Source organism: Calothrix sp. FACHB-168 (assembly GCF_963889195.1).
In the GTDB taxonomy this organism is placed as follows: domain Bacteria; phylum Cyanobacteriota; class Cyanobacteriia; order Cyanobacteriales; family Nostocaceae; genus Aulosira; species Aulosira anomala_A.
Genome location: NZ_CAWPNJ010000026.1, coordinates 97,547 through 121,421, shown reverse-complemented (window position 1 = coordinate 121,421; position 23,875 = coordinate 97,547). Strand labels below are relative to the sequence as shown.

Here is a 23,875-nt window from a genome sequence, read left to right as displayed (position 1 = left end):
CTTTCCACCAGTAAACTCTTGCAGAAAATACTTCAAAAACTCCTGTGCTACCTTATCCGGTACAGGTTCCCGCATCACAATTACCTGGGGAATATGCAATTTTTCCAACTCATAAGCAATCCCCAAACCATCGCAGGAATTAAAAAATGCAATTTGCAAGCGTTTTTGAATTGCTACTTGCAAAGCATCCCGCAATTCCCCCATCGTCAAACTGTCGTGATGATTTATATAAATCCTCCCCTCCATCCTATTCTTAGCCCCCTCCTCGCTTGCGGGGAGGGGGTTGGGGGTGGGGTTCTGGGTTCGAGAATGTCCAGAGAAAAACAAAATATCCCAACCAATCTCATCTTGCAGATAATGATTTAAGTCCTCCCGTGATGGTTGTTGTAATAAAACAATTTCCGCATCATCACCACAGAAATTATGTAGCAGCTTTTTATCAGCTTCAATATCAAGATTTGAACTATCTCCCAAAATAATTAAAATTCTAATTTTTTCTCGATATACTCGTTCTTTCCGTTCTGCATTTGGCGAACTTAAAGCCACCTCTACCAGAGGAAAATTAATTAAAACATCCCACAAATGCCAAGGTAGCTGACGTAATTCATGACAAGAAGTCGTAATTATGATTCTAATTTCATCTTGGGAATTGAGTTCTTTGAGAGAATTATTAATATAAATAAAAGATGGTGCATTCAGCCATTGATTAAAACTAGCAAGTAAGTTGATAGATTCTCTCGTACATTCTTGCTTTAAAGATTCCAGATCAACCTGACGACTCCCCCCAGATTTAATCCTAAATTGACTGTAGCGACTGTAATATATTTCGTGCCAGTTATTTAATAATTGCGGAATCGTAATATTTTCTGGTAACTTAGCTGTGGTGGTTCGGTAAGCGCGTTGTCCTTCATTTGCGATTTCTAAATTAACTTGAAACCCTGATTCAAAATTGCCATCAAATTTTAAAATAACCAGCTTTTTCATAGGTGATATAACCTAATAATTTGCTTTAAATATCATTCATATTACAATCTGTAGTAATGCGGTCATCTTGCCCGCTACTACCAATAAAGAGGATTCCTGCTATTTTCAATAGAAATGATTCCCACTCATTTCCAATAGGGAGCAAGATGCTCCCACTACTTTAAAAAACAATTTACGATACAAAGCCTGTTTTATGATGTTCCCATACAGAGCATAGAAACCAGAAATTGATAGAAATTTTTAATCATCATACAACAAATTCCTGGGTCACTTTCGACTCACCTAAAATTATCTCAACACAAAATTCCTCATTTAATTCTGCACTTAATGCAATCTCCACCCAATCATCATGCTGTCGAGAAGTAACAGCATCTACTTCTTGACCATTTTCATCAGTAACAACCAATTTTAATCCTGGAGGTAAAGCAACACTTTTCTCTCGGTCAGGATGAACTTGTACAATAATATCTATTTCGCCCTGATTTTGATTTATCTCATCAATTATCTCTTGATTTTTGGGATTTAACTTGACAAGCAAAACCACAGACTCGCCATTTAAATGCAAACCAATATCAACTTTTTTGCACCTCGTTAAGCTAAAATTTCTCGCAAATCTAAAACTCAATTCCCGTGGGTTAAATATCTCTTCCACATTTAACCAACCTTCTGTAAATACTCCTTTCATCCATTCGCGAATATTGACTTTTGCAGTTGCTTCTTTTGCAGTTAAATAATCGAGTAAATCATCAACAGATTGTAATTGATTTAAATGTATCCTGCCTATCTGTTGAGTAGTGAACCCTAAAATCTTTGCTTCTCTCAAAGACTGATTAAACTGCACTGCGATATATGCAATTCTATCTGCTCTTACCTCGGTGGGAATTTCCAAATATTCCGCATCTGGTAACACCGGACGACATTCGATTTTACCAACATTCTTTACTTCTAAATCAGCTAAATCAATTAAACTTAGCATCCACGGATTGCTATTATCTGCATTTGACCAATTAGTTTCAAACCCCATACAATCAAGATAATAATTGACTGCATACACAGCTAGAGTGTTGAGATAGATTTTTTTCCCATCCTCAGTATTTGATATTCCTTGTTTGCGTTGATTCGCCTTTTCATGAGCTTCAATACTTAGAGGAATTGTAAAAGATGTTTGTTCGTGGTTAGCGTTCATAATTGTCCTGAATATGTTTGTGCAAGAGTGAATGATTGAGAATTAATGTTGGCTGTACTGTCCGATTTATTGTAAATATTTACGAAAATAATCGATGATTTTACGCTTTTTAATGTTGCGTTGATATAGCTCAGATAGCCTTGCTATCGGATGACCTAATTTTTGAGATATATCTTCCCATTTTTCATTATCTAATCTCATTAATATGACTTTCTGTAAATTGGCATTTTTATCATCACCAATATAAGTATTTTGTAACAGTCCTTCTGGGTCATTATTGACGAAACTTTTGGTGGTTGATAATTCCAATTCATCCTCAGTCTCAGAGATTAATTTATCTTTAATTTCATTTTGAACCCTCGATAATTCTTTGCTTACAGGTTTATCCGAACCACTGTTACGACTATCTAACTCATCAAGGGACAATATTTGCGTTCGTCTTCTGTATTGCCTCCGAACATCGTGAAATCGCCAAGTAAATATTTGATTAACCCAAGCCATCACAGGATGTTCTGGACGATAATCTTCGATGTCTTTGCAAATTTCCAAATATGTATTTGCTTCTGCTTCGCTATAAATATCTGGAAAATAAGTTAATTTTTGCCGCCATTCTACAAACTTCTTTAATTTTCCCGAACTTTGAATTTTGGCAATTAATTTATTGAGAATTTTCCTTTGTTCTGCACTTTTTTGGGGATGGTTTTGTGCTGCGTAAACTAGCTGACGCAACTGTAAATCTAAATCATCATCCATCGAAATCTCCTGCTCAACCTCGAATGCTTGGTATTTTGTTGTCATCATAGATACATAGAATACTGTAGGGTAAATGGTTGTTTGAGCTTTGGGAAATTTGCACCTTCAACGGGAGCAACGCAACACCACGCGGTAAAATATCCCAGGTAGCCAGCTTTTCGCGGGAATATATTCGACTTTTATCGATGTATGGTAATTCCTCCCCAATCTCTTTAAACCCTTCTACGAAGGAGATGGGAAGCTTTTACGCAGTTTTTGGGAAAATTTTGAAAATTATTTTTGTAGTACGAGGTTACAGAATCAACAGAAGTAGGAGCGATCGCGCAAGTGCTGACTTGTCAGTTCACAACACATCTCCAAATGATACGATGTAGAGCAGGAGGTTATTAGTCAATGGCTGTAGAAAATTATAGTTAATATCGCTTCGCTAAAATAAAATCATCTCCTGCCACAATATCAGCTATGACCTACACCCCACCCAAACTTTTAACTTTCGAGCAATTTATCGCTGAATATGGGGATAATCCCCGTTACGAACTTATTGACGGAGAATTACGCGACAGGTCACCAACTGGCCCACATGAAGAGGTTTCAGGAAACATTGCTGGCAGAATTTATGCTGAAATTCTTCGTTCTAATTGTAACTGCTTGATTCCGAAAACTTGTTTGATTAAACCACCAGCAGCAGAAGCGACAGCATTACGTCCAGATGTAATTGTTTTAGATAAAATCAAACTTAACCAGGAACCACTTTGGCAAAAAGAGCCTATTATTTGTATTGGTAATACGATTAAATTAGTTGCCGAGGTAGTAAGTAGCAATTGGCAAGATGATTATGCGAGAAAAGTGGAAGAATATGCTTTTCTAGAAATACCAGAATATTGGATTATAGATTTTCGCGGTTTAGGTGGTTTGCAATTTATCGGAAATCCTAAACAGCCTACTTTTACAGTCTGTCAATTAGTTAATGGGGTATATCAGCAGCAACAATATCGCTTGGGTGATTCTATTAATTCTTATTTATTTCCAAACTTAGAGCTTAAACTTGATGATATTATGCCATAGCGATCGCTTCGTTGAGCTAGCCTGCGGCAACGCTACCCTAACGCATTTCACAAAACTTGACCCATTGCTTTTTATTCATTACTTCCTAACCCACAGCAAAATCTGTAAACTGTCTTTTATAAGGTGAATGAAATCCGATAACAATGTCTTGTTTTGGAACTCCCATTGAAACTAGCTCTTCCGCAATATTTATCTCTGTGCCATTCCACTGAATCCAAATTTTTTCATTTTTGATATCGATGTGTATTGAACAACCATACACACGACGTTTATTTTCCCAGCCTACATTAACAAGTTGATAATGGTCGCGTACAGTATCAAATATTTGTTCTACTTCTACATCACCATAAGAAGGTTTATAACTACCATATTTTGTCAAAAGTTGCTGAATGTATTCCCTATATTTTTCTAACTTATCCATTTTACTATCTCCTCAGTTTCAGTATCGTAAATCACTAGCTTTAATTGAAATTCTTGAATTTGAAGCTGTAGAAACGGATGCTATTGGCTTATAGCCTAACTAGCCAAGCGATGTCTATGACGGGCTACGCCTACGCACCTCACAAAACTGTACCAATCACACACACTTCTCAAAAGAGAAATTAAGGATGCGATTCCTACGGAAAGCTGACGCTAACGCACTTTTTATTTTATCGAATTTAGAAATGCGATCGCTGCGGAAATCTAACTTGACCAATCTTCTATATTTAGTTCAGGAACTTTTTCAAAATCTCGCAGATTTCTTGTTAAGAGAATTCCTTTATTTGCAAGTACTATCGATGCGATGCGTAAATCTTGAGTCCCGATACGAATGCGTTGCTTTCTAAAATTTTGGTAAATCTCTTGAGATTTTTCATCATATTGAAGAACATTAAATTCCGACAATAACATGACTGTTTCCACTAATCGCTGATAAGCATTTGACTGTACAACTCCTTCTTTTGCTTCAGCAACTTGAGCCAAACGACCTCTTAATTGTTCTTCAACATTAATCGCAGTTGTTGTTAGTTGTATTTTAGCTGCTAATAGCTTTGGAATTAGAATGGGATGATTTCTTCCATAAAGACTCAAGTGGTCTGTATCTAAAATATAAATCGTCATCACTCATCTATCGTTGCATTTGATTCTTTGCGAATAGCAGCTAGTTTATCCATAAAATCGTCAAATGTTGGGTCGTCTGCAAATATTCCTGCATACTTCATCTGAGTTGTTTCTTGATGAGAAATTTCTTGTGGGTTAACTTCAATCGTTACAAACTTACCTGTCGCTAATTGCGCTTGTAACGCAGATTTCGCCTTGGAAATTGCTTCTTCTTCTGTATTCGCTTCTACCATTACATTTGGCATTCCAACCACTGATGCAATAAAGTGATCTTTTTGACTTTGGATAAAAATTTGGTACTGCATAATTATGTATATTTTTCGTCAATAAAAAATATCTACAACTTACATTATAATCAATTGCGTTTAATCATTATGACACAGTTTTAAAAACTTCTAGACTCTGTTCGAGCTATAGCAGTCTAAGCGATCGCGCTTTTAATTCAACCCGCATCGTAAACGCGATCGCATCTCACAAAATTTTGTAAATCGATCGGATTGGTTTATTACGCTCAGATATAGCTGTAATTATATACATAATAACTTAAGGTTTAATACCGTCACATAATCGCCTATCTTCCGCGCTAACATTCGGATTAGTTGTTAGATATTCATGCAACCAGTCGCAACCTTTTTTTAGTAAATCATCGACATCAAAATTTAATAAAATAACCTCTTCTCCAGAATATATAAGAGTTTTCCCATCAGGGCTAAAACTTAAACTTTCAATCTCTTGTAGAGAAGTGTCTTTGAGTGTCTGAAGTTCTTTTCCTTCTTTATTCCAAATTTTAATTGTTCCTTCTTCATCACCAGAAGCAATTATATTACTGTCAGAAGTAAAACTTATGCTCATAATTGAACCTGGACTATGATTTTTTCCAATTAGTTTACCATCTGTGTTCCAAAATTTGATTGCTCGTCTATCAGTAGTGACAATGATTTGACCATTAGGGCTGAAATTGATAGAACCAAAATCAATATTATCTTTGATACTTCGCAAAAGTTTACCATCTTGGTTCCAAAGTTTTATTCCCTGACTATCAATAGAAGCAATGATTTTACCATCAGGGCTAAAAGATACGTCATCAGCATCATCATCTTTTATCGTTTTTTGTAATTTACCATCTTGATTCCAAATTTGAATAGCTCCATTATTAATAACAGCTATTTTACCATCAACGCTAAAATCCATCCTGGGAAGCTGATATGCCAAGCCCGTTTCTTCAAAAGCTTTAAAATTTCTTAAAAGTTTGCCATCTTTGCTCCAAACTTTAATTCCACCTTCACCTCCTGAAATAATATTCCCATTTAAAATAAACCTGACTTGACTAGTAGCCCCATAATCTTTCTCGAAATTTTGTAATAGCCTGCCATTTTTATTCCATAAAGTTAATGGCCCTGAAAAACCGCCAGCGATGAAATTATTTCCATCAAGGCTAAAATTTATACTATTAAAGGAGAGATTATCTTCACTTTGTAATTTTAAACTTTTTAACTCTTTAGTATTTACACGCCAAACTTGAATCATTCCATCACTATCAAAAGATGTTAAAGTATTGCCGTCATTGCTAAACTCAACACTTTGAACAGTAGGAAGATTACTTTTAACAATTTTGGGTTCTGTATTATCTTTGCTCCACAGTAAAATTTTTCCATCTAAACCGCTAGATGCAATCATTTTACTATCTGGACTAAATTCGACATCTGTAATTATAGGTAATGGGTCGCCCTGCAAAGGTAATTTATTCGGATTATACTCATATCCCTTAAAAGTTTGAATCTTTTTACCATCTATACTCCAAAGTTTGATTTCTCCGGAGTATTTATCAAACGAGATGAAAGTTTTGCTATCAGGACTCAACTTTATGCCTTCCATACAGGCTATACAATCAGGAGTATCTGTATCGATAGTTTTTACTATTTGACCATCTTTTTTTATGATTTGTATTTTCCCATCACTAAAACCATAGATATCAATCTCAGAATTTCCATCTTTAGCAGTGTAATCAAAAGTTTTACTAGGTATTGTCAGTGGCGGTAGTTCAGATAATTTGCCTTCTGTAGCGTCATTACTTTCAACAGAAGGCGGTTTACGATTAAGCTCTCTCACTCCGTAAACTACTTTTTGTAGAGTAACTACAGTTCTAATTTTGGTGTCTTCCGGTACTCCAAATGGATTTTTTTGTAAGTCTTTACCAATTCTTACTGCTTCTATTAAGGCATCAAGGTCTTGTTTTGATGCCAATAAAGCTTCTATCGATAAAACACTACTATTCATTCCCCGTATCCGTGCCTCTTGCCATTGCAAACCTGCAAACCCAGCCAAACTCAAAGCCAAAACCAAACCAGTAGCCAACCCACCAATAACCCGTCTTCGCAATCTCTCCTTCTGCTTCCTCTCCCTCTCCCGCAACTCCACACCCTTCTCAATAAACCATCGCTGTGCTTTACTAACCTCCTCCCCTCGCTTCTGTAACCAATCCTCAGCCACAGCCAAAGTCGCACCCCGCAACAAACCCCCATCATCTTTATTACTATCCACCCATTGCTGCAAAGCCACCTTCAACCGTTCTTGCCAAACACGAAACTCCCGATTATCATCCATCCACCCCCGCAACCGTCCCCAATTGCGAATCAAAGCCTCATGCACCACCTCCACCGTATCCTCAACCAACTCATTACGGTTCGTCACCAACAAACGCTCATTAGCCAACAACGTCACCAAATCCCAATAATCCCCCATCTCATCACGAGTCGCCAACTTGCGGGTATCTTCCGTACCTTCCCCCGGTTGCACCAACTGAATAAACAGCCGTTGCGCTCTTTTTTGTTGCTCCTCACTCAACCCAGCATAAACAGCTTCCGCATGATTTGCTAAAGCCTGCGTCACCCCACCAATTTCTGTATAAGCCTGATGCGTCAACAATCCCGGACGTTGTTTTCCCCACAGTTGCGTCAAAGCAAACTGCTGTAACGGTAAACTACCTTCCCCCGAACCCACATCATCAATTAACTTATTAACCAAACCCTCCTCCAATTCCACAGAAAACCTTGCCGCAGGTTGAATAATTGCTCCTTCTAATTCCTCACGGCTCATCGGTACTAGCAAGGAAGGGGGATAATCTTGTAAAGCCTTGCCCAAAGGTTGGTAAGACATGGCTTTACCCAAAAAATCTGCCCTTAAGGTAATCAGCAAAGTAAACCAAGGGGTATGATTAACAGCATTCAGCAAGCTATCAATAAAAATTTGACGCTCTTGAGCATTTGGGCAAAGGGTGTAAACTTCCTCAAATTGGTCAATAACTAGCAGAAGATGAGTAGGGGATAGGGTGTGAAGAACATCGGCAATAATTTTTTGTAGACCAGAGATATCGCGTTTTAAGTCAATTTCTAGCTCTAATTCCTGTCTACGTTGTAAAATTTGAGCATCTGGCGAAGTGAGCAATTCCGCCGCTATTCCCCTGAATTCTTCCAAGGCTATAGCCAAAGACTCAAAAGGGTTCTTACCCGGACGAAAAGAAATAATTTGCCATTGGCGATGCTCCCTCAGGGAGTTGCCCATAGAGCGATAAGCCGGAGGCATGACGCTACGCGTATCGCAGTCCGAACCACCATTATCCCCTACAATATTATTCTGCCGCAGTTGGGGAATTAACCCAGCAAACACCACCGAAGATTTCCCACTACCAGAAGCACCAATTACTGCCACCAAAGGTTTACTGGTAACATCAATTACCAATTGCTCAACAAACGCCTCTCGTCCAAAGAAATTTTCTGCATCTTCTTCCCGAAATGCCATCAAACCCCGATATGGACTGCGAGTAATTCCCAAACTTTGCCAAGTAGGTGGCACTTCTAACTGATTTTGGACAATTACAGGTAACCAACTGGCACAGGGAAATTGTGACTCAAGCCTCTGTAATTGTTGTCTTGCATATCCCACAGAAATACACAAGGAACTGCCGCCTGTAAACGACTCTAAAAAATACTTTAAAAACTCCTGTGCAACTTTATCGGGAACAGGTTCGCGCATGACAATTACTTGCGGAATCTGCAAACTTTCTAACTCTCTTGCGATTCCCAAACCATCACAAGAATTAAAAATTGCTAATTGCAATCTTTTGGCGATCGCTGGCAGCAAAGTATCTCTCAATTCTGCCATTGTTAAACTATCATCATGATTGAGAAATATTCGCCCCTGTGTCCCCTGGGTTTGAGAATGCCCAGAGAAAAACAACATATCCCAACCTATTTCATCTTGTAAATAATTATTTAGTTCCTGCCGCAATGGTTCTACAAGGGTGACTATTTCCGCATCACCACAATATTGTTGCAGTAGTTGTTCATCTGCTTTAACATTTATTCCCGTACTATCACCCAGAATAATTAAAATCCTAATCTTTTCTCTAAATGGTCGTTCTTTGCGTTCAGCATCCGGCGCACTTAAAGCAACTTCAAAAGGTGTAATTCGGAAATAAGGTATAGCATTAAATCCGTTCCACAAATGCCAAGGAAGTTTACGTATTTCTTGACAATCTGTACTAAGAATTACTCTGATTTCATCTCCCCTATCCCAATCTTGTTGAGATAAGCAATTTATGATAGGATTAAAAGATTGTGATTGTAACCATGAATTAAAAGAATTAAGTAGATTTTGCGCTCGCTCATCGCATTTTTGTTTCAAATCATCAATATTTACATTCCTAGCACCAAGTTTTTTAATCCGAGTTCGTTCATCCAAACTGCGGTAAACATCACGCCAATTTTGAAAACATTGAATAATATCAAGTGCTTGAGGTAGTTCTCCCCTGATTCTCAAATCAGGACGTTTTCCCTCTTCGCCCACTTCTAAAGTTACTTTATATCCTGTAGAAAACTCACCATCAAATTGAAGGATCACTAACTTTTTCATAGTCGATGCAAACAGCTTGACTTTTTTGGATTAATGGGTAGAAAAGAAATACAGATATTATTGGTATTTTATTACACAAGCAGTCAAATCTGACTTTTGATTCTTCTGAAGGGACATGATGATTTTGCTCCCAGATACTTCAAATCCTTATACGTATAAGGCGGGGAGTTTTTACGCATAGTGAAAGGATATCAAGCACGATTAATTTCAAATTTCAAAAACCCTCAACATCTTCTCCTCCCACACCACCGGAGCCTTCCCCAAAAAGCCAGTCGTTATCACTATCAGCATTACTTTCGCCATCCACCTGAAGATTTAAGGAAGGTATTAGCTGTTCAATTTGGCTTTCAAGTCGGGAGATTGCCTGCGTTAGAGAAGCAAGTTGCTCTCTATCCTTCTTAATTTCATTTGAAATCCCCACCCGCAATTGATTCAACCGCTCCTGGAGGGTATGCACTTCCGTTTTAGTTGCAGAAGGAATTCTTACCTTATCTTCCAGGGTGGCGATTTGAGCTTTCAAAGCTTCAATTTCGGCAGCAGTTGCACTATCTGCATCATCTAAACTCTCTTCCACAAGTGCTTGTTTAATACAATTCAGCACAAACTCTTTAAAAGTTAAGCGCAACTCCTCAGCACGCTGCTTGGCCTGCTTCACCAACTCCCGGTCTTCTTCAGACAGAAGTTTTATATTTATCTGCGGATATTCCACCAGTCCCTCGCGCTTTTGTTGTCCAGAAGTGATTTCTAACCAGTTCTTTAACCATTTGCTTCTCTGTCTAATCTTTACTTACTTCCCCCACTTTCATCTCTCCCCCTACTATCATCGCACATGGGATATCCGCGTATATACGATATAGATTATTTTCGATGATATTTATGTGGTGTCTGGGAAACAACTATCATAAAGATACCGGGAATTGTCATTCTCGGCATCATAATTATCAGTGGGGGTTGGGGATTTAGATTATGGAAAATTTACCCGTCAAAAGCGTGGAATCACTTGCTGTGGAGGTTGTGACTCTACCGCTTGATGAAGCTCGTGTTGCGCTTGTGGATTATTATTTTCCCAACCGCCAGAAAATTAATTCGACGGAGCAGCTAATTGAGCTATGGGTACATTCTGTCACTATTAAAAGCGACCAAACGCGACGGGCATATCGGCAAATTGGTTATGAGCTTGTTGATTATATGCAGTCGCGGTTTGGGATATCTGATTTGAGGATGGTAACGTTATTCCATCTACACGCTTATCTGGCTTGGCTCAAGGATGAAAAGCCAGTACGGGGAAAGAAAAATACTTATGGGTTGAGTAAAAATACTGCGGCTAAGTACACGGCGGCGATTAAAAGTTTGTGGGAGTGGGGTACTAGAGCTTCTATTGGTTATTTTGCTATCGACTTGGGCAAGGACTTAAGCATCCAGTGGGATGATAAGCTCGCAGAGCGGATTCTCTCGGAACGCGAGATTGCTAAGTTGGAAAAAGCGGCGATGGCAGTAGACTTGCAACATAACACTAATAAGATGCATTGGCTGCTGTTTACTCTCATGTTTTACAGTGGGGTGAGGGCAGGAGAAATTGCGCGGCAAACTTCTGATTATGGTAAGCGCATAATTACGCCGGGGTTATTTTGGCGGCAGTTTCGGGAGGATGGGGATTGTCTGTTATTAACTGTGACGGGGAAACGAAATAAAACTAGAACCATTAGTCTCGATCCGGAGACGAGTGCGGTGCTACTGGATTACCGTGGCGATGCCAGCAACGATCAGCCGGTGTTTCCCAGTCCTAGTCGGCGGGATAGGGGTAAACCTTTAAGCGATCGCGGGTTGCGACTGATGATGGAGGAAATTTCTGCTTGTGCGGGAATTAAGTTCAGCGCCCACTTTCTCCGCCACACTCACGCAACGCTGGCTAAAAAAAATGGAGCTTCTGATTTTGACTTGCAAGCAGATTTAGGCCATGCTTCCCCGGCGACAACTGCAAAGTACATTCACCATGTTGGGCGTGTTGGGACTTCTCACGCACTGCGTAAAAAAAGCAAACATTAGGTAAGTTTTTTTTGTGCGAACTCCAGAATAGAATTTGAACTATATCCTGGCCGCTTTTAGGCTATTGTTTTGTATTTGCTGTTGGGGTTGTTGGTAGCGTGGTGCAGGAAGTTTCAAGCGATGCCTGCGGCAGGCGTAGCCATCGCCACGAGTATGATTGCTATGTTGCCACCAAAAATTAGATGAGTCTACCGTTGGGGGTGGTATAGTCCGTCTTTAGCATTCCATTCCCAAGCTGTACTCATTGGATCGCGGTTACGAGACCAACTCAAAAATTCTTTGGTGCTGAGTTTTTCTCTTTCTGCAATCAAGCTTTGAGGGCTAACGCCGAGTCTTGGGGCAAGATTTTCGTTTGTCCTGGGTTGTAATTCAACTTGGGGTTGCTGGTGTGAGTATGTTTGTCTGCGAGGTCGAGAGTTGTTGTATCTAGCAGAGGCTATCGCCCGTTCGATTTGCTCTAGCTTTTTGGTAATCGTTTCAAGTTTTGTTTCTACCGAGGAGCCTTGATCTGCAAGATGAGATTCCAGTTTCAACAGCTGCTTCTCTAGCTGTTTAACTGATTTACTACCTGCTGTTATATCGATATCATTTTTGCTATCAAATTCTTCTATTAATTCCTCTAAGGCTTGCAGCAAGGCAATTGTATGCCCTTGCCTATGTAGTTTTGATAGTCGCCGAACCACCTTAATTAGTGGAACGGGCACGCGGATCATCTCGCTGGGTGGGGACTTTTGCTCAGGCATTTGATATCATTTTTGATATCGACGTACTGATTGTACAAGGTTTGGCAGAAGGCTGGAATCTACTGAGTATTAATTGCGTCTATTTTTTTCAAGATTGTCACATATCGACACAATTTTGACAGGAGCAATGTAAAAAACCCCTAGTAAATTAGGGGCATAAATGGCGATTGCGTGGTGGTAGAGGCTATTGCACTAAAATTTGACGGCTTAAAATACTCATGAATTCACCAGGGTTACCAGTTGGTAGAAGTTTGCTCCAATCACCAACCTGGGCATAACCAATAAACCTCTAAGTAGTGGATTGTGCTAGTCACAGCTTTAGAAGAACCAATTAATAGATGTTTGAGTGGTTCTCTTTGCGGAACTGTATTGTCAGACGCTTGATTTTGTCCGGGTGGATTTGGGTTTTCGAGACCGGATAGGAAGCTTTGGGTAATCATGATTCACCTGTGTTGAGCAGGAACAGCTATCACCCACAATAAAATCTCGGTTGTCATGGTGACAACTAAATCATGCACCTATGACAACTAATCATTACAGTTTGTATCGTTTTTGCGGCGACGCTTTCTTGCCCAGATTTCTCTGAGGTGAGCAGGTTCATTTTCAAATTGAGTCCACAGAGCATGAATTTCTGCCAGTCTGCGTTTGTCAGCTTCTGACGGTTCCCGACGATGCTCACCTTGGGAAAACCAATGAGCTACTGTGCTTTTAGAGCGTCCACATAACTCTGCAAGTTCTTCGTAATTGACAGCCCAATGCTTTAGGAACTCTTCAGGCTCCATCTGTTGCTCAACCTTAGCTTGATAAACCTTAAACAGTTCCCAGTGTCTTCTAGTAGGGGTTTTGGCTGCAATCATGGTGACAATTAGCAAAATGCACGGGTGACAACATAATAATCATCATATCCTGCTGGGCAACAAAGCAGAGTCACCGAAGATGTTCCCAAGCTTCAACCAATACCGTTAAGGGCGATCGCTTATTAGTTGTTTGTTTTGAGGCTTACGCCTCTTGGGGTAATGAAAGTATTATCTTATGAGCTTAAAGCCATGAAAAATGCTGAACAAATAACTGCTGAACTCAAATATTTTACGGGTTCGGAACTCATCTACAAACACTGGCTAGGTATTCAATACACTGAAGGGGTTAAATATCTAGCTGATGCGGCTAAAGCTTACTGGCTAATTGATGCAATTGCTTCATATCAAACTCAAAAGTTTCTCTCTAATTCCCAGCTACAAGATTTCCAAATTTGGAGTTTGTTAGTAGAGAATCAATCAGGCACGTTAATTTGTGAGTGGGATACAGATCAGGAAGTACTACGCCAAGAAATTGAATATACGGACTTCCCACTTGCTACCACTAAACTTTATCTAGTGCAGAAAGTTTTAATGTTACCTACTGAAAATTGATTTCAAATAAGCTAATGCGCGTTCCAATTTAAGGGCGTAACAGCTTAAGACCACAAAAAGTGACATTACTGAACTGCACATTAATTTGAAATTCAACTCGCTCTTATGTTGAAAATTACACAACAGCTAAGAGCGAGTTTTTGTTAAGCAATCAGTTATGAAAAAGAACGACATAACTCAGCTAGAGCTTGATTTCTCTGTCATTAAAGATGGTACAAAAGTTAGGGTCAAGGGATATGATTGCCATCACTTATTAGACCTTACAGATATTATTGGAGTAGTTGATTCTTATTGCCAAAGAACGGGCGATTATTTCATCTATTTCAAAGGAATGCGAGGAATAGTCCCTAATACTCGTCTCATTCTCATTTATAGGCGTGAGCAATTGCAAGTTATTCCAGGTCGTCGTGGCAGATGTAGTTGGGAACGTTTAGTCAAGAAGAAATCGAATTAAGAATCTTCACCCGAAATTAGATGTGAAAGTGCCGTTCCGTAGGTTAGCGCAGTAAATGCGTTTACACGCATCAGTCAAAAGAATTTTATTGCAGTAAAAATGAACATTATCACACCGAAGAGAATACAAGATTTAGCAGTGTGTAACAAAAAATTGGAGTCAGTAGGACAAGAAACAATGACTGATTCCAATTCACAAGAATCACGAGAATTAGCAGTTAGGGAAGCACTTTGGCAGGAAGAACAAGCTTATTACCATGACCGATTTATTTACGATGACAGATTTTAGTCTTCTGACCATTTGCAAAGTGGCGCTCAAGTAATTTGGTGTTCAAAAAAAAGAAAATCTGTACTTTATCGCTAACGCGATTAAAGGAATTGATATTGATGATTTGGAGCAAAAAATATGGCGAAAACAATTGAATTTAGTGCGGCTTCGTTTCCTTCCATCGTGCTGCGAGAAGACTTGGCTCATACCTGGAACGATATTGGTATTTCTCAACTTTCAGATGCTGAACAAGGTGCTTTGTTGAATTTACTCGAACACTTTGGAACAGAGTTATTGCGGGATTTTGATGTTGAGCGAGTGCTGTTGGTGAAAGCAGCTAATGGTGTCCCTCAAGGTGTATATGGCCCCGCTATCTTTCGGGATGATGATTCTATAGTCCTGAAGCTGGGAGCAAATCTCTTTCGGGTTCAACAGATGAGCGATCGCCTGATACTCGGAAACTTGAGAGGCAAAGTCACGGTGACAGAGGAGAAAGATGCTGCCGGAGTAACCTATCCTAAAGCTTTCTGTTCTTTTGTTGCTCCCTCTAGAGATGTCTTTAAAATTAGCATTTCACTAGCGACAAAGGAATTAAACCTCACATCGGCAGACCTGAATGCAACCTTAATTAACGAAGAATCCCTAGTCCCTTTCTTACGGCAAGTCCCCTGTGGCTCTTGCATGAAAATGCATGAATTGGGCTTGGGCGAATTTCAGGTTCAAAGTATCACGGAAACCGAGGGAGAGTACGGCACAAGTTACAAACTTCACCTTGCTGATGGTCAGTCTGTATGGGCTAGGGGTAACGTTGCGTTGCTTCTAGATTCTGGTTGGCGACCTACTCCTGGTGAAGCTCTGTGTCTGGTGATTTCTCATATTGAGCAAACAGGAGATAAGTACAGTGTCGATTGCGCTTTGAGATTGCGGCTTCCCAGCTTACCTAATACTAGTAGTAGCAATCATCACTATCACAATACAGCGATCGCTATAGAAGCTTCACCTGTCATAGATGACGAAGACATCGAAGACATCGAAGACATCGAAGACGATATAGGTTTCTAGCTGGTTTATCTGTGTTCGCCTTCAGTGTTCTTTTCACAAGTTGCTGATAACAAATCACTCTGTTATCCACACTCCGTGGGTTTAAGACCCCAGCTTCTCAAAGTCGCAAGTTTTGTGGTGAGGTCTAGATACCCATTACAAAACTGTACTTCCGACTTCTTTAATGTCTTTAACGGAGTGATTTGGTTTGGCGGTGCTTACGCACCAAAGATTTTGAAAATTCTCCTTTTCAGTAAAGAAATGAGCAATGAACTATAGCAGTCATAAATAATTTGTGAAATTTCGCATACAAGCGGTTGAACATTGAATTTCAACCGCCATCACTGATATTTTTCACAACTGAAATAGGATTACTATAACAACATATATGCGCTCACTTTTTGGAGAAATTTTGCTGACTAATTTACAAAAATAAGAACGATGACACAAGTAATAACCTCTCCCACAATACCCGAAACTTCATCGAGTCTACTAAATGTTGCTACCGTCAGAAAGCATGACCTGAGAACCTTAAATAAAACCAAGGTGCGATTCAAAATTAGCTTGAAAAATGCCACCAAGAAAAAAGCACCGTCCTGGCATCAGGTACTTTCCGGTAAAAGTTCTTTCCAAGCAGATTCTACTGTTACTACAGACCAAAATACACAAGACCTGGAATCAGACCTGGAAAAAGTTACACGCAGTGAAGTAGGTTTGCGTGGTATTCCAGTATTCAGAGCTTTAGAAGATGCTGCTGCGGTTCTGCGAACAGAAATTGAATCTGTCAAAGAATGGACTACCCCAGATGGCTCTGTCATGGTTTGTGCTATTGAATTAGCGCAAATTGTGTGGACTCAACTACTGCATATTCGTGACGAACTAGCTCCAGCACTTCGCACTGAATTACATACAAAATACGAGCAAGGATTGGCAGAATATACTGGGCGACTTGATAAGTTCCTTCAGTTACAAGCATGGAATTTAAATGCTGAAGATTATGAATTAGCTCGCAACGAAATGCTGTCAGCTTATCCATCCAGAGAAGAAATTGATGATTATCTTCAAGTTACCATTGCTAGACCGGAAATAGTTAAACCACTAGCAACACAACTATCAGAAGAACAGGCTCGTATTTTAGGAGAAATTACTCGTTATATCGAGCAGTATGACCAAAATCTGGAAAGAAGTTTAGCAACAGCAGCAATCTCATCTGGAGAGAAACTTGCTGGAGAACTTATTGAGGCATTAGCAGCATGGGAACCGGGAAAGAAACCAGTACGTTTTCGCAAGTTCATTGAAAAACAACTTAAGAAAGCACGAGTATTACTGCTCAATGCTGATAACAGTGCTGTACCTTCATTAACTGTCTTAATGAACAACATTGAACAGATAGTTGAGGACACGAAAATCTCATCAAAAGAGCAAGTATCAAGACGGTCAGAACTGGAAAATAAAATTGCTGAAATTTCAGCTTCTATGCTGCAAGAACAACAAAAACTGAGAGAAATTGCAATTGCTGAAAGTTCCCTAGATGACCGTTCTGATTGGGTAGTGTTCGCCACTTCTGAAGATTAGGGATTGGGTACTGGAAATTGAGATTTCGCCAGTCCACTAGTACAACAGGGCGTAAATAGCGCAAAGTTGAGCCAGTGTGTTGGACGGGTTCCCCGGCTTAAAACAACTGGCGTTGGCGGTGTCGGTTTCCGTCCCGCCAAACTTTGTAAGAGAAACCACCCATTCCAAATCAACGAAACGCTTACGCTGTATTGATTTTGAATTTTGAATTCACGGCGGTACTAGTCCCCTAGCTCTGGGGAATGGGGCATGGGAAAGAACATACCAATGCCCAATGCCCCATACGGCGGGGCGCGCACCCAAAGCACCCACGGTCATTGAGTTTCCCGCCGCTTTCAATAAATCACCAAATGTAAGGATGTCCATAATTTATGAGCCATTTTTCGAGCATAAAAACAACACTAATAGACAAGCAAGCTCTTGTCGAAGGACTAAAGTCACTATTGGCATCTCATCAGATAGATATTCCAGTTGAAATCTATGAATCTCCAATGCAACTATTCAATGATTACGACAGGCGGAATACAGATGAGGGAGAAATCATTATCCGTCGCACTTACTTAAAGACTCGCAACCGTGATGCTTTAGTTGATGTTGGATTTGCCAAAAACCCAACTATAAATGCCTACGAAATTAAAGTAGATGCTTGGGATTTTAATCAAAATTTATTGGGTAGCATCTTTGGCAATGTGCGAAATTTCCAAGAATCAGTGCAACTTGCTCATAACCAAGCTTACATCAATATCCACTATCCTCCAGAAATTTGGGATTATCAACAATCTACTCTCGATGATGGCAGCTTACAAACAACTCTTACTAAGAAAGTAAGTTTAACTGTCTCAAATTCAAATGATAACGATTGGAATAATTGGCAGTAATAGGAGTGAAAAATGTCACAAACTCAAATTATTATCAAGCAGAAAAAAGGGCAACCTTTACAGGTAGAAGTGGTAGGTGTACCTGACTCTACTTGTCGAAGCCTCACAGAACCTTTAGAAGCACTTGGACAGATTGAGGTAACACCAAAACCACAGATGTACGTTGAACCTACGATTACCACATTCTCAACCGTTGAAATTGACGGGTAAGTAGAAGCTAAGAGGAAGCGACTACCTAAGAACGCTTCCTCTTAGCTCAATGATGTTTTGAAACCAAACCAAATATATGACATTTAACACACAAGAAGTTATCACTTCGTTTCACGCTGGTTGTGCCACAGTAGCAATCAATTCTCCGACAGCTAGCGAAATCAACATTACTAATCAGCTAATTGTTGATATTGCTCTGCGGCTTGGTATGGAAAGTTACATCTGGGATATAGCTAAGTCTTTGCAGAAAGTAGAACCAAAAATGCGTTCTGGCAAAGTTACGGGACTTCCCAAAACACCAGCGCCTAATTTTGATGCCAAAGGACATCCCATAGAAGCACTCCTGAAACACATTGAGGCTGAGTGTGCTAACAACACAACTGTCCGAAAACTTTTCATCCTCAAAGATATTTACCCCTTTATTACTGGAATCAACCCCAATCCAGTATTTGTGCGTCTGGCGATCGATACTTTTAATGCAGCCAAGCGTAGCTCCCATCGGCTGGTTATCCTGCATGACAATTTGAGGACACCCAAAGTCTTTCAAGACTTGATTGCAGATATGCACAATCCTAACCCCACACAACAGGAAACGGAACACATATTTGACACAAGAGTAGAAGCATTGAGGAAAAGTGCGATCGCTCAAGGTGCAGAACTACCCATACACATCAGCCCATCCGATAAGAAACGCCTGATCCGCGCTTTGCAGGGGATGTCTTATGAAGCAATAGAAGATGCCGTTTCTCTATGTGCCACATCCTTAAGAAAGGTTGATGTGGGGGCAATTGAATTTCTGTCCAAACACAAGCAAAAGAAATTCGCCGCCAAGGGTATTCGGTATGCAGAATCTCCTGATGTGCCTGTACAAGGATTGCCAGCAGTTACAGAATGGGCAGAAACGATGGCTGCACTGTTGGAACCAGAAGCTCAAGAGAAATACAACATCCCCTTTCCTTCTGGGGCGTTATGGGTTGGTGTGGGAGGTACTGGTAAGACTTTGTGCGTCAAAACCATCTCGCAACTGTGGGGTCTGCCTAGCTTGATTATGGATACTGGCAGTTTGATGAGTCGAGAACTGGGTGCAAGTGAAGAACGATTGCGGGAATACATTCAAGCCGCAGAAGACCTTGCACCTAGTATTCTGTTCATTGATGAGTTTGACAAGCTCATGCCGGGCGGGAACGCCGTAGAATCTGACAGTGGTACAAGTGCGAGAATGTTTGGCTATTTCCTCACATGGTTTGAGGAAAAGAAAAGCAGTGTATTTGTCGCAGCAACCTGTAACCGACCTTGGGGAATTAAAGATGAAACTCTCAGGAGATTCACCAAAATATTCTATGTTGATTTGCCGAATTTAGCAGCCAGAAAAGATATCTGGAATGTACAGCTACATCACTGCAAAGTTGCAATTAAGAAACCTGAAATTGAGAGATTAGCTACTGTGAGCGCAGATTATACGGGTGCAGAAATTAGAAAGATAGTTCAACAATGCGCTAGTTATTCCTATGCCAAAACCCGAAAAGTCAATGTGTCTGTTGAAGACCTGTTAGCAGAACTTCATAGGACTCCAGCACAATTTAAAGCTAACACCAGAGAACTGGAAGAACTACGAAAATGGGCGCGTTCTGGTGGCGCAACATGGGCTGCACCGGAAACTGAGGCTGGCGATAGAAATCGCGATCGTTCTGTCACCTTTCATTCCACCAGTGAAAATTCGCACAGCGACATCATCGATTTTTCTGATTTTAACTAAGTGATTCCAACCCGCTCAATATCTAACGAAATGATTGGGCGGGTAACAACTTTATTGGTGTTTAATTATGGCAGATAAAACTCAAGCTCTCAAAGTCCAAAAACTTATTTGTGTCCGCCCTGGAACAAACAATAACAAATATTGGTGCGGTTATGTAATGCCCAATGGCGAGTTACTGGTAGAGTACGGACGGGTAGGAAATACACCCCGAACTCATGTTTATGCTTGCGGTTCTAGCAATGCAGCTAATAACAAGCTAGCCACTTTAGTCTGGGAAAAAACTACTCAAAAAGGCTACACTTTTGCAACAGTAGATACTGACACAAATCCTCAGCTTGATTGGAATCAATTTCCAGTTGATGCAGTAAATCAACTCCAACAAAAATTATCTCGAATTCAAGCTATAGGAGATAAAATTTCCAGAGATACACTCATTAAATTTGACTGCGTTCACGGCTTGTTTATCACTGATTTAGGAGCTATAAATCAATCCACAATCAATAGAGCTACTCTGGCATTAAACGCAGTTGAAAGAAGCTATAACCAGGATAATAGCAGCTTTAATGATGCTGTAGGTGATTATCTGCGTTGTATCCCGTTACCAGTTGGCAGAAAACTAGATGCTAGAGTAATACTGGGAACAAGACAATTGATTACTCAGCAGCGACAAATCCTGTCTTTACTACAAAATGGACTAGAAGCAATAGAGAGTTTACGCCAGGAAATGCTCTCTATACAAACACAGTCTTCATCTGATTTATTAAATGACCGTTCTTGGTGGGTAAGGTGGGGAATTGACTCAGTAAGTCTATCATTATCCACTGAAAATTTAGACAATCGTTCCTACTATGTCCAATTTAATTAGCTTATGTTTAGATTGCAGGTTGGTCAAACGGGTCTGTAGGCGTACCCTGATGAAACACCATTCGCCAGCCTGACGATTCAAGCCGCCAAATCGATGATCGGTTGGTGTGCCGGAACAACTCTCCCGATGGGTTCACATGAGCCGATCGATAGGTGAGTAACGCGATCGAGTCTGAGAGTTGGTTGACGGCAAAGTCCTGAGCATAGATCTGTGGTGGTTCTGGATCAGTCGGCAGCGACATCAGCATGTGATCGCGTGTGTATGAAGCACCTGAGCGACCGAACTCCCTGAAGTCAGACGCAAACAACTGTGCCAAGCGCTCTCGATCCCTACGGCACTTGGGCTGATGAAGTTCGCATTCTAATTCGCGGAGTGTGGACAGCAGTGACAGGTTATCCATCGGGTTACTCCATAACTTCGTGTGAAAGGTTGATCCATTTCATAGGTGTCCCCCATATTCCATGCTTGAAAAAGCGATCGCCGCTTTGGATAAACCCTACTTTCAGGTAAAAGCCAACTGCTTCTTGGGCGGCATTCACAGTGACTTCATCCAAATCATAGCTGCATCGAGTGAAGAGTTCTCGACCGATTCCTTGCCCAGAAAATTCTCTTCTGACGAACAGCAATGACAAATGATTGCGCCTCTTAAAGGCAATAAATCCAACAACGATTTCATTCCACGTTGCAACTAACGTTTTCTCATTACTTAAGATTCTGTCTCTTAATTCTTCTGGGCTACATAGCTTTTTCCATTCAGCAACGCTTTCTGGTGTGCCATCAGTGAGTTCCCATAGAACCGCAGAAGCCCACATGCAACCACTGATTTGATGCTCGTCTCCAAGCTGCGGGAGTGTGTAGTTAATTGTGTTCATGGTTGTGTGTTAATCACCTTTCAGCAACATCAATTTGAAATTGGTAGTTGTTAGGTTGCTTTCCTGAAGACTAAAACGGAGCGGTCTAACGGCGGTGTTGCCAAGCTTGACGTTGTTGTTCTGGTTCCAAGGGAGCTAATGGTCTAACTTGGCGATCGCTCATTGGTAAGATTTGGGAACCATTGGTTCCCATTTGGCATTTTATAATTAAATATAGACAATAAATTTGTGACTTGAAGAAGATTTTGGACAGGTTGTCCACCTTTACGTGACAAAAACGTCCAAAAAATAACATAAAGGAAAACTAAACTGTTAAAATTATATGCCTGTATGCAAGTTAAAGGTTTTGGTAATAGCGATGCCTTCGGCGGCAAGCTACGCTAAAGTTTGTAAGAAATCCCACGAGTTAGGGGAACAGTTGGCATCTGAGTAGTATTTATATAGATTTGCGTCCATGTTCTTCTTCCATTTTTGTTATTATGTCCATTTTCTTTATCCAAAAAAAGCGATCGCTTGATTAATGCCTTAACGAAGTTATAAGTATTTCCGCTTACAACTTGTCCAACTTCTGCTTCCAAAACTTTCCAAAATCTTCTTAAAATCACAAAATTTTCATGAGGTCAAAAATATGACACACTCTTCACCCGAAAGAATTGTCAGACGTGGGAGAGTATTTCCGGAAATTCAATGGACAGAAGCACAAAAAGCTCAAGAAAAAGCCAGAAGACAGGCATTTTATGAGCGTTGTTGGGTGATTTTTGAGCGTTTAAAACCAGAAATACTAGATAAATACTATGGTTGGTATATTGCCATTGAACCTGATAGTGGGGATTATTTTATTGATCGGGATCAAGAGGTAGCAAGTAAAATGGCCAGAGAAAAATATCCTCATGTGATTCATCATATTTTTGGCATTAATGAAACCGGAGTTAGTGGGAGAATATGATTGAGGGGAGATTTGGAGATAAAGGTCAAGTTTACTTTGAAATTGATTTAATTGGAGGGGATGACTTCAGCTTTCCTGTAGAAACAATGTTAGATACAGGATTCACTGAATTTTTAGCTATGAACAAACAAGATGTACAAAGTCTTGATTGGGATTTTTTACGTCAAAACAAATTAAGAACTGCTCAAGGAGAAACTGAATTTGATGTTTATATTGGTAGGGTAATAATAGATAATCAAGAGTGGGAAATTCCTGTATTTGCTGGCGATGAAATACAGGAAATTTTACTAGGTTCTCGATGGCTGAAATTATTTATATTAGTCGCTAATTATAGTCAGAATATAGTAAGTTTAGAGTTAATTTAATGAGTTTCTACATAGACACTTGCTATGGCTCCTGATTCCTTGAGTTTGGTTTACTTCTTTAGAGAATTGCTCTCACTTGCAGCCTGCCACAAGCCTTACGGCTGAAGAAACTAAAACGATTCAAGTGAGCGTTTATATGGCAGAAGTGTTAGTGTCACCACAATTTCAGGTAGTCACTCATATACAAACTGGGGCAAAAACAGGCAGGATTTACTTTCCGGCATTATTCCTAGCTGAATTTTACAGTAGTGTTATCAAATGGCTGCAACGGCAAGAAATCAACTTTAGCGAACAAGACCTCAAAAAATATGGAGATGGTTCTTTTCGCCTCTATTTTAGAACAGCCAAATCTCCAGAAATAGAATATTTCGAGCTAATAGCAATACTGAAAAATTTACACAATAGCTATTCCTAAGAGTCTCGTTATTCCTCCTCATCTTACACAACA

The 23,875-nt window shown here is 40.0% G+C and carries 28 protein-coding genes and 1 pseudogene; 14 read left to right on the top strand and 15 right to left on the bottom strand.

Features of this window, described 5'->3' with window-relative positions:
- The 3 genes from AACW45_RS16725 to AACW45_RS16715 all read right to left on the bottom strand — a co-directional run.
- Nucleotides 1-984 (bottom strand): CHAT domain-containing protein (locus AACW45_RS16725; RefSeq protein ID WP_242045688.1); only part of this gene is annotated, 984 nt, incomplete at its 3' end.
- Between the two features lie 247 nt (nt 985-1,231).
- Nucleotides 1,232-2,170, bottom strand: a complete 939-nt coding sequence (locus AACW45_RS16720; protein ID WP_190633645.1) for a DUF1822 family protein — start codon at nt 2,168-2,170, stop codon at nt 1,232-1,234.
- A gap of 66 nt (nt 2,171-2,236) precedes the next feature.
- Nucleotides 2,237-2,971: a hypothetical protein gene (locus AACW45_RS16715; protein ID WP_242045687.1), complete on the bottom strand. Its 735-nt coding sequence runs from the start codon at nt 2,969-2,971 to the stop codon at nt 2,237-2,239.
- A gap of 414 nt (nt 2,972-3,385) precedes the next feature.
- Here AACW45_RS16715 and AACW45_RS16710 point away from each other — a divergent pair, with 414 nt between their 5' ends.
- Complete coding sequence (locus tag AACW45_RS16710) at nt 3,386-3,988, top strand: Uma2 family endonuclease (protein ID WP_190633644.1); 603 nt, start codon at nt 3,386-3,388, stop codon at nt 3,986-3,988.
- A gap of 85 nt (nt 3,989-4,073) precedes the next feature.
- On the opposite strand, the gene AACW45_RS16705 is transcribed toward AACW45_RS16710, so the two are convergent.
- From AACW45_RS16705 to AACW45_RS16685, 5 genes are all read right to left on the bottom strand, one after another.
- Nucleotides 4,074-4,409 (bottom strand): XisI protein, encoded by a 336-nt coding sequence (locus AACW45_RS16705; protein ID WP_029633882.1) that lies wholly within the window; start codon nt 4,407-4,409, stop codon nt 4,074-4,076.
- 263 nt (nt 4,410-4,672) lie between these two features.
- On the bottom strand, nt 4,673-5,089 hold the full coding sequence (locus AACW45_RS16700) for a type II toxin-antitoxin system VapC family toxin (RefSeq protein ID WP_190633643.1): 417 nt from the start codon (nt 5,087-5,089) through the stop codon (nt 4,673-4,675).
- A complete protein-coding gene (locus AACW45_RS16695; protein ID WP_190633642.1) occupies nt 5,089-5,394 on the bottom strand; it encodes a type II toxin-antitoxin system HicB family antitoxin in 306 nt (101 codons plus the stop codon). Before AACW45_RS16695 ends, AACW45_RS16700 begins: the two co-directional genes overlap by 1 nt.
- A gap of 238 nt (nt 5,395-5,632) precedes the next feature.
- Entirely contained in the window at nt 5,633-10,000 is a 4,368-nt protein-coding gene (locus tag AACW45_RS16690; protein WP_190633641.1) for an nSTAND1 domain-containing NTPase, read from the bottom strand.
- A 214-nt stretch (nt 10,001-10,214) separates the two neighbouring features.
- Nucleotides 10,215-10,709 carry a hypothetical protein gene (locus AACW45_RS16685; protein ID WP_190633640.1) on the bottom strand — a complete coding sequence of 165 codons (495 nt, stop codon included), beginning with the start codon at nt 10,707-10,709 and terminating at the stop codon, nt 10,215-10,217.
- A gap of 257 nt (nt 10,710-10,966) precedes the next feature.
- On the opposite strand from AACW45_RS16685, the gene AACW45_RS16680 reads away from it, so the two are divergent.
- Nucleotides 10,967-12,046 carry a tyrosine-type recombinase/integrase gene (locus AACW45_RS16680; RefSeq protein WP_190633639.1) on the top strand — a complete coding sequence of 360 codons (1,080 nt, stop codon included), beginning with the start codon at nt 10,967-10,969 and terminating at the stop codon, nt 12,044-12,046.
- Between the two features lie 188 nt (nt 12,047-12,234).
- On the opposite strand, the gene AACW45_RS16675 is transcribed toward AACW45_RS16680, so the two are convergent.
- The 3 genes and pseudogenes from AACW45_RS16675 to AACW45_RS16665 form a co-directional block, all read right to left on the bottom strand.
- On the bottom strand, nt 12,235-12,789 hold the full coding sequence (locus AACW45_RS16675) for a hypothetical protein (RefSeq protein WP_190633638.1): 555 nt from the start codon (nt 12,787-12,789) through the stop codon (nt 12,235-12,237).
- 184 nt (nt 12,790-12,973) lie between these two features.
- Nucleotides 12,974-13,229, bottom strand: a pseudogene (locus AACW45_RS16670) (hypothetical protein).
- An 87-nt stretch (nt 13,230-13,316) separates the two neighbouring features.
- A complete protein-coding gene (locus AACW45_RS16665) occupies nt 13,317-13,646 on the bottom strand; it encodes a hypothetical protein (RefSeq protein ID WP_199331157.1) in 330 nt (109 codons plus the stop codon).
- Between the two features lie 189 nt (nt 13,647-13,835).
- Here AACW45_RS16665 and AACW45_RS16660 point away from each other — a divergent pair, with 189 nt between their 5' ends.
- The 5 genes from AACW45_RS16660 to AACW45_RS16640 all read left to right on the top strand — a co-directional run bounded on the left by AACW45_RS16660 (nt 13,836) and on the right by AACW45_RS16640 (nt 17,535).
- Nucleotides 13,836-14,198: a DUF6876 family protein gene (locus AACW45_RS16660; protein WP_096648833.1), complete on the top strand. Its 363-nt coding sequence runs from the start codon at nt 13,836-13,838 to the stop codon at nt 14,196-14,198.
- A gap of 157 nt (nt 14,199-14,355) precedes the next feature.
- Nucleotides 14,356-14,652: a hypothetical protein gene (locus tag AACW45_RS16655; RefSeq protein ID WP_096648835.1), complete on the top strand. Its 297-nt coding sequence runs from the start codon at nt 14,356-14,358 to the stop codon at nt 14,650-14,652.
- A gap of 69 nt (nt 14,653-14,721) precedes the next feature.
- Nucleotides 14,722-14,940: a trehalase family glycosidase gene (locus tag AACW45_RS16650; protein ID WP_313933784.1), complete on the top strand. Its 219-nt coding sequence runs from the start codon at nt 14,722-14,724 to the stop codon at nt 14,938-14,940.
- 117 nt (nt 14,941-15,057) lie between these two features.
- Nucleotides 15,058-15,981: a hypothetical protein gene (locus tag AACW45_RS16645; protein WP_190633636.1), complete on the top strand. Its 924-nt coding sequence runs from the start codon at nt 15,058-15,060 to the stop codon at nt 15,979-15,981.
- Between the two features lie 420 nt (nt 15,982-16,401).
- A complete protein-coding gene (locus tag AACW45_RS16640; protein ID WP_190633635.1) occupies nt 16,402-17,535 on the top strand; it encodes a hypothetical protein in 1,134 nt (377 codons plus the stop codon).
- A gap of 210 nt (nt 17,536-17,745) precedes the next feature.
- Here AACW45_RS16640 and AACW45_RS16635 read toward each other — a convergent pair whose 3' ends face one another.
- Nucleotides 17,746-17,901, bottom strand: a complete 156-nt coding sequence (locus AACW45_RS16635; RefSeq protein ID WP_190633634.1) for a hypothetical protein — start codon at nt 17,899-17,901, stop codon at nt 17,746-17,748.
- Between the two features lie 125 nt (nt 17,902-18,026).
- On the opposite strand from AACW45_RS16635, the gene AACW45_RS16630 reads away from it, so the two are divergent.
- The 4 genes from AACW45_RS16630 (at nt 18,027) to AACW45_RS16615 (ending at nt 21,244) form a co-directional block, all read left to right on the top strand.
- On the top strand, nt 18,027-18,413 hold the full coding sequence (locus AACW45_RS16630; protein WP_190633633.1) for a hypothetical protein: 387 nt from the start codon (nt 18,027-18,029) through the stop codon (nt 18,411-18,413).
- A 12-nt stretch (nt 18,414-18,425) separates the two neighbouring features.
- Nucleotides 18,426-18,623, top strand: coding sequence for a hypothetical protein (locus tag AACW45_RS16625; RefSeq protein WP_190633632.1), 198 nt, complete (start codon nt 18,426-18,428; stop codon nt 18,621-18,623).
- A gap of 76 nt (nt 18,624-18,699) precedes the next feature.
- Nucleotides 18,700-20,379 (top strand): AAA family ATPase, encoded by a 1,680-nt coding sequence (locus AACW45_RS16620; RefSeq protein WP_190633631.1) that lies wholly within the window; start codon nt 18,700-18,702, stop codon nt 20,377-20,379.
- A gap of 67 nt (nt 20,380-20,446) precedes the next feature.
- Nucleotides 20,447-21,244: a WGR domain-containing protein gene (locus tag AACW45_RS16615; protein ID WP_190633630.1), complete on the top strand. Its 798-nt coding sequence runs from the start codon at nt 20,447-20,449 to the stop codon at nt 21,242-21,244.
- A gap of 7 nt (nt 21,245-21,251) precedes the next feature.
- On the opposite strand, the gene AACW45_RS38425 is transcribed toward AACW45_RS16615, so the two are convergent.
- The 3 genes from AACW45_RS38425 to AACW45_RS16605 form a co-directional block, all read right to left on the bottom strand.
- The gene (locus AACW45_RS38425; protein WP_190633629.1) at nt 21,252-21,644 is read right to left on the bottom strand and encodes a nuclear transport factor 2 family protein; all 393 of its coding nucleotides are present in this window, start codon (nt 21,642-21,644) and stop codon (nt 21,252-21,254) included.
- A gap of 4 nt (nt 21,645-21,648) precedes the next feature.
- Nucleotides 21,649-22,116, bottom strand: coding sequence for a GNAT family N-acetyltransferase (locus AACW45_RS16610; protein WP_190633628.1), 468 nt, complete (start codon nt 22,114-22,116; stop codon nt 21,649-21,651).
- Nucleotides 22,117-22,496: 380 nt separating this feature from the next.
- Nucleotides 22,497-22,694 (bottom strand): hypothetical protein, encoded by a 198-nt coding sequence (locus AACW45_RS16605; RefSeq protein ID WP_190633627.1) that lies wholly within the window; start codon nt 22,692-22,694, stop codon nt 22,497-22,499.
- 50 nt (nt 22,695-22,744) lie between these two features.
- Between AACW45_RS16605 and AACW45_RS16600 the strand changes: the two genes are divergently transcribed.
- From AACW45_RS16600 to AACW45_RS16590, 3 genes are all read left to right on the top strand, one after another.
- A complete protein-coding gene (locus tag AACW45_RS16600) occupies nt 22,745-23,062 on the top strand; it encodes a hypothetical protein (protein ID WP_190633626.1) in 318 nt (105 codons plus the stop codon).
- Entirely contained in the window at nt 23,059-23,427 is a 369-nt protein-coding gene (locus AACW45_RS16595; RefSeq protein ID WP_190545907.1) for an aspartyl protease, read from the top strand. Before AACW45_RS16600 ends, AACW45_RS16595 begins: the two co-directional genes overlap by 4 nt.
- Before the next feature lie 136 nt (nt 23,428-23,563).
- The gene (locus AACW45_RS16590; protein ID WP_190633654.1) at nt 23,564-23,842 is read left to right on the top strand and encodes a hypothetical protein; all 279 of its coding nucleotides are present in this window, start codon (nt 23,564-23,566) and stop codon (nt 23,840-23,842) included.
- Nucleotides 23,843-23,875: the final 33 nt, after the last annotated feature.